Source organism: Streptomyces sp. NRRL WC-3618, assembly GCF_001280005.1.
Lineage (GTDB): Bacteria > Actinomycetota > Actinomycetes > Streptomycetales > Streptomycetaceae > Streptomyces.
Genome location: NZ_LGDW01000140.1, coordinates 1 through 5,713, shown reverse-complemented (window position 1 = coordinate 5,713; position 5,713 = coordinate 1). Strand labels below are relative to the sequence as shown.

The 5,713-nt window shown below is 71.8% G+C and carries 4 protein-coding genes; 2 read left to right on the top strand and 2 right to left on the bottom strand.

Translation table 11 applies throughout. From position 1 onward, the window contains the following. Positions 1 to 1,592: BACON domain-containing protein (locus tag ADL01_RS16035; protein WP_420719720.1), on the bottom strand; the 1,592-nt coding region annotated here is incomplete at its 3' end. Positions 1,593 to 1,803: 211 nt separating this feature from the next. Between ADL01_RS16035 and radA the strand changes: the two genes are divergently transcribed. Then, a complete protein-coding gene (radA, locus tag ADL01_RS16030) occupies positions 1,804 to 3,213 on the top strand; it encodes a DNA repair protein RadA (RefSeq protein ID WP_053742672.1) in 1,410 nt (469 codons plus the stop codon). An 81-nt stretch (positions 3,214 to 3,294) separates the two neighbouring features. Further along, positions 3,295 to 4,419: a DNA integrity scanning diadenylate cyclase DisA gene (gene disA / locus ADL01_RS16025; RefSeq protein ID WP_053742671.1), complete on the top strand. Its 1,125-nt coding sequence runs from the start codon at positions 3,295 to 3,297 to the stop codon at positions 4,417 to 4,419. A 48-nt stretch (positions 4,420 to 4,467) separates the two neighbouring features. Here the strand turns inward: disA and ADL01_RS16020 are convergent, their stop codons facing one another. Continuing rightward, complete coding sequence (locus ADL01_RS16020) at positions 4,468 to 5,310, bottom strand: hypothetical protein (RefSeq protein WP_053742670.1); 843 nt, start codon at positions 5,308 to 5,310, stop codon at positions 4,468 to 4,470. Positions 5,311 to 5,713: the final 403 nt, after the last annotated feature.

Genomic DNA, 5,713 nt, shown 5'->3' with positions numbered 1-5,713 from the left:
GCGTGGGGCGGCCCGGGGGCCGGTGGGTGCGCGGGGGCGGGGTCCGGGGGTGTGGGCGCGGTGCCGTACCCCTCGATGGAGACGACGGCGGACGCCGGTGCGATCGACACCCGCGCGCTCCAGTGACCGGCCGGCTCGCGCAGAGGATCGACGTACACCTTGATCGTGAACGACTCGCCGGGCCGCAGCGTTCCCGACGACCGGCTCGGGTACAGCCAGGACGCCCCGGTGTACGCCGTCCAGCGCACCGGTGTGTGCCCGGACGCGGTGAGGGTGATGAGCGTCGTGTCGCCGTCGCTGGACGCCTCCACGGTGAGCACGCCCGGGCTCTCCTTCGCGCCGGGGACCGCGCTGACGACCTCCACGGAGACGTCCGATGTGCCGTGGTCCTTCCTGCCGGGGCCGCTGCCGGGGCCGGTGCCGACGTTTCCCGCGTTCCCGGCGCTCTCGTAACCGCCGCCCGTCGCCTCGCCGTCCAGGATGTCGGGGCGCTGTGCCTCGCTCGCGGTGGCCGACCGGTCCCCCGGGCGGCCCTCTCCGGTCACCGGCGCCCCGCGATAGGCCGCCCACAGGGCGAGCACGGGGGCGGCGACCACGGTGGCGACGACCGTGGTGGTGACGGCACGCGCGCGTAGGCGGTCCCGCCGGGCGGCGCGGTCCTTCGGGTCCATCGGGAAGCCGCGCCGGTCGAAGCGTGGGGCGGCGGCGCCCCGCGCGCGCGGGAGGTGCGCCATCGCGACGTGCAGGGCCGCGCGGGGTGCCTCCAGGACGGGCAGTTCGGCGGGTGTGACCTGGGCGCCGGGCCAGTGGGCGGGGAGGGCGCGCTCGGCGGTACGGCGGCAGCGCGGGCAGTCGTCGACGTGCCGGACCAGTTCGCGGCGCAGTGCGCTGCTGAGGACCAGCTGGTGGTCGCCGGTGAGGCGGGAGACGCTCGGACAGGTGCCGGTCTCGACGACGGCGAGGGCCGCGCGGGTGCGTTCGACCTCGCAGGCGGCGGAGGCCAGCAGTTCGCGGGCGGCGGTGGTGTCCAGGCCCAGGACGGCGGCGACCTCGGGGGCGGCGAGCTTGTGGCGTACGGCGAGTTCGAGGGCCTCGCGCTGTTCGGGGGTGGTGCCGGCGGCCTCCGGCCAGGCGAGCTGGGCCAGTTCACGGCGGTGTGCTTCCCGGGCCTCCTCGGAGAGGGGGGCCGCAGCGGGGTCGGGGGCGGCCTGGGGCGCGGGGGCGGCGGACGCCTGCCGCTTGCCGCGCCGGCCGGCCGCGTGCGTGCTCTGACGTTTCTGCTTGGCCTCGGTCAGCTTGCGCAGACAGGCCCAGCGGGCCAGGGCGTACAGCCAGGCCCTGCGGTCACCGGCGGACTCCGGACCGCGCGGGCTGCGGCGCTCGGCGAGCGCGAGGACGTCACCGAGGGCTGCGGTGGCCGTGTCGTGGTCGCACAGGACGGACAGGCAGTAGGTGAACAGGCCGTCCAGATACGGCTCGTAGCGCGCGGGCGGGCGCTGCACCAGCGTGCGTCCCGCCGCCCGGTCGCGCGCCTCACGGTGCGCCCGGTGTGTACCGGTGCTGCGGGTCGGGGTGTCCGGACTGCTGCTCATCACCCGTGCGACCGTAGGCGTCTTACGACGACCGCTTCGCCCACCTTGAGCACTTTTAATCCGTACGGGTGAAACGATCCCTCAATAGGGGACAGGAACCCCGGATTCCGTGGCCTGTTCCCGACCCTGAGTGGCTGGTTGGCGCCGGGAGCGGGGCTTCCGGCACCCGTCGGCGACGGTGATGTCAGTGGCCCCGGATACGGTTCGTCTCATGGCTGCCCGTACGAAAACCGCGAAGGACCGGCCGTCCTACCGCTGCACCGAGTGCGGCTGGCAGACGGTCAAATGGCTCGGCCGCTGCTCCGAATGCCAGGCGTGGGGCACGGTGGAGGAGTACGGCGCGCCCGCGGTCCGTACGACGGCACCCGGCCGCGTCACCACCTCCGCGGTCCCCATCGGCCAGGTCGATGTCCGCCAGGCCACCGCCCGCAGCACCGGCGTGCCCGAACTGGACCGCGTACTCGGCGGCGGACTCGTCCCGGGTGCCGTGGTTCTCGTGGCCGGTGAACCGGGCGTGGGCAAGTCGACGCTCCTGCTGGACGTGGCGGCGAAGTCGGCGAGCGACGAGCACCGCACGCTCTACATCACGGGTGAGGAGTCCGCCAGCCAGGTCCGGCTGCGCGCCGACCGCATCAAGGCGATCGACGACCACCTGTATCTGGCCGCGGAGACGGACCTCGCGGCGGTGCTGGGCCATCTGGACGCCGTGAAACCGTCCCTCCTGATCCTCGACTCCGTCCAGACGGTGGCCTCGCCGGAGATCGACGGCGCGGCGGGCGGCATGGCGCAGGTCCGCGAGGTCGCCGGGGCGCTGATCCGCGCCTCCAAGGAGCGCGGCATGTCGACGCTCCTGGTGGGCCATGTCACCAAGGACGGCGCGATCGCGGGCCCGCGCCTCCTGGAGCACCTGGTGGACGTGGTCCTGTCCTTCGAGGGCGACCGGCACGCCCGGCTCCGTCTCGTCCGGGGCGTCAAGAACCGCTACGGCACGACGGACGAGGTCGGCTGCTTCGAACTGCACGACGAGGGCATCACGGGCCTCGCCGATCCGAGCGGTCTGTTCCTGACCCGGCGCGCCGAGCCGGTGCCGGGCACCTGTCTGACCGTCACCCTGGAGGGCCGCCGCCCGCTCGTCGTCGAGGTGCAGGCCCTCACCGTCGACTCGCAGATCCCCTCCCCCAGGCGTACGACGTCGGGTCTGGAGACGTCCCGGGTCTCGATGATGCTCGCGGTTCTCGAACAGCGGGGCAGGATCAGCGCGCTCGGGAAGCGGGACATCTATTCGGCGACGGTCGGCGGTGTGAAGCTCGCCGAGCCGTCCGCGGACCTCGCGATCGCCCTCGCGCTGGCCTCCGCCGCGAGCGACACCCCGCTGCCCAAAAACCTGGTGGCGATCGGCGAAGTGGGCCTCGCGGGCGAGGTCAGACGGGTGACGGGGGTCCAGCGGCGACTGGCCGAGGCCTACCGTCTGGGCTTCACCCATGCTCTCGTTCCGTCGGACCCCGGAAAGATCCCCGCCGGTATGAAAGTCCTCGAAGTCGCCGACATGGGGGACGCCCTGCGAGTGCTCCCGAGGTCGCGTAGGCGAGAGGCCCCACGGGACGACGAGGACCGCCGGTAGACTTTGCGCAGGTCTCGCCCGTCCGTACGAACACCGTGTGCGGAACGGGAGCGCCTAAGAACCGGCGACCGGAGGAGTGCAGTGGCAGCCAACGACCGGGCAGGAGCTCCCGGAAAATACGGTGGGAGCTCCGGTGCCGATGGCCTGATGCGCGCCTCACTGAGCGCCGTGGCACCCGGCACGGCACTGCGCGACGGGCTTGAACGGATTCTCCGCGGCAACACCGGCGGACTCATCGTGCTCGGCTCCGACAAGACCGTCGAAGCGATGTGCACGGGCGGTTTCGTCCTGGACGTCGAGTTCTCGGCGACCCGGCTGCGTGAGCTGTGCAAGCTCGACGGCGGCATCGTGATCTCCTCGGACCTGTCCAAGATCCTGCGGGCCGGCGTACAACTGGTCCCCGACCCGACGATCCCCACCGAGGAGACCGGCACCCGGCACCGCACCGCCGACCGCGTGTCGAAACAGGTGGGCTTCTCGGTCGTCTCGGTCTCCCAGTCGATGCGACTCATCGCGCTGTACGTGGACGGCCAGCGCCGCGTCCTGGAGGACTCGGCCGCGATCCTGTCCCGCGCGAACCAGGCCCTGGCGACCCTGGAGCGCTACAAGCTCCGGCTCGACGAGGTCGCGGGCACGCTGTCCGCGCTGGAGATCGAGGACCTGGTGACGGTCCGGGACGTCTCCGCGGTGGTCCAGCGCCTGGAGATGGTCCGCCTCATCGCGGCCGAAATCGCCGGGTACGTGCTCGAGTTGGGCACCGACGGACGGCTGCTGGCCCTCCAGCTGGAGGAGTTGATCGCGGGCGTGGAGCCGGAGCGTGAACTGGTGGTCCGGGACTACGTCCCCGAGCCGACCGCCAAACGCTCCCGTACGGTCGACGAGGCGCTCGCCGAACTCGACGCGCTCAGCCACGCCGAACTGCTCGAACTCTCCACGGTGGCCAAGGCCCTGGGCTACACGGGCTCACCCGAGACCCTCGACTCGGCGGTCTCCCCCCGCGGCTTCCGCCTCCTGGCGAAGGTGCCACGCCTGCCCGGCGCGATCATCGACCGCCTGGTGGAACACTTCGGCGGCCTGCAGAAGTTGCTGGCGGCGAGCGTCGACGACCTCCAGACGGTGGACGGGGTCGGCGAGGCGAGGGCGCGCAGCGTGCGGGAGGGACTGTCGCGGCTGGCGGAGTCGTCGATCCTGGAGCGGTACGTGTAACTCCCGCCCGGTACCGAGGTACTTCGGCCCCTTCAGTCGTTCGTGGTCTCAGTCCTTGTCCAGTACGAAGGATGTCTGGGCCTTCGGGAAGCCCTGAGCCTGTGCCTCCACGAGGTAGGTGTCGGCAGTCGCCGAACCCGCCTTCGGGGTGGCGCACTCGGGGGCGCTCGCCTTGCGGTCCCACTCGAAGGTGTACGTGATGCTGTCGCCGGCCGAGACCCGGAACAGCAGACCGGCGGTGTCCTTGGGACAGTCGTCCGAGGACCAGATGGCGTCGTCGCTGCTCGTCTGCGTGATCGTCACCACGGCCACCTTCGGACCGAGGTCGATCTTGCAGTCGTTGGCGGAGGAGTTCTTGGCGACGAGCTGGAAGGTGGGCGTCTCGTCGGGCGCGTAGGTGTTCTGCACACTACGCAGACTCAACTGGACGACTCCGGCAGTGCAGTTGGGCAGGGTGGAACCGGCCGGAAGGGTGTCGCCGCTGCCTACGCTGCCGGTGACGCCGTCGTCGGCACCCGCGCCGCCGGCACCTGTACCTGCCCCGGCGGAACCGCTGCCGCCGCTGGTGCCCGCTGAGCCACCGGTGCCTCCGCCGGAGCCGCCCGAGCCCGAACCGGAGCCCGAGCCGCCGGTGTCCGTGCTGCCCGACTCGTCGCGTCCGCCCGGGGCTTGACTGATCGCGGGCCCCGAACCGGACGGGCCCGGGGTGATCGTCCGTACGGGATCCTTGCCGTTGGCGCCGTCCGTGCCGTTGTTACCGCCTCCGCCGCCGGAAGCGACGATCCAGATGCCCAGCAGCGTCAACAGGGCGAGCGCAGACAGCAGAACGGCCCTCCGACGCCAGTAGATGGAGGAGGGAAGCGGCCCGACCGGATTGCGCATAGATCCCACGGCGCAAACTGTACGAGAGATCGGACAGTTCACTCGCCCCACCCGCCGCCGGGACCCCAACTTTTCCGGATCATCATCCCGGCGAGGGGGGTGGTGACGTGGCTGAACTCTTCCCGAGGGGGAACCAGTTCACGGAGTGGGTGCCGTGCACCGCCGTCCAGCCCGGCCCTCTTTCCCACTCATCCACCCGAGCGCCGCATCTATCAAGCCCAGGCCCGGCACCCTCAGCCCGTCCGGCGTTCGAGGACGAGCGCGTTCAGCGCGAAGGGGGGTCTGGGGGCGCAGCCCCCAGGAACGGGATGGGACGGGTAAGGGCGGCGGGGGCGAAACAACCCGCCCATACCGCACCGCATCGCACACCCCCGCACCCCCACATGGCAGGATCGGAACCGCCATGACTGCG

What these genes read in the sequence shown, in the direction of transcription:
- radA (WP_053742672.1), top strand. Translation starts at nt 1,804, where the DNA reads ATGGCTGCCCGTACGAAAACCGCGAAGGACCGGCCGTCCTACCGCTGC.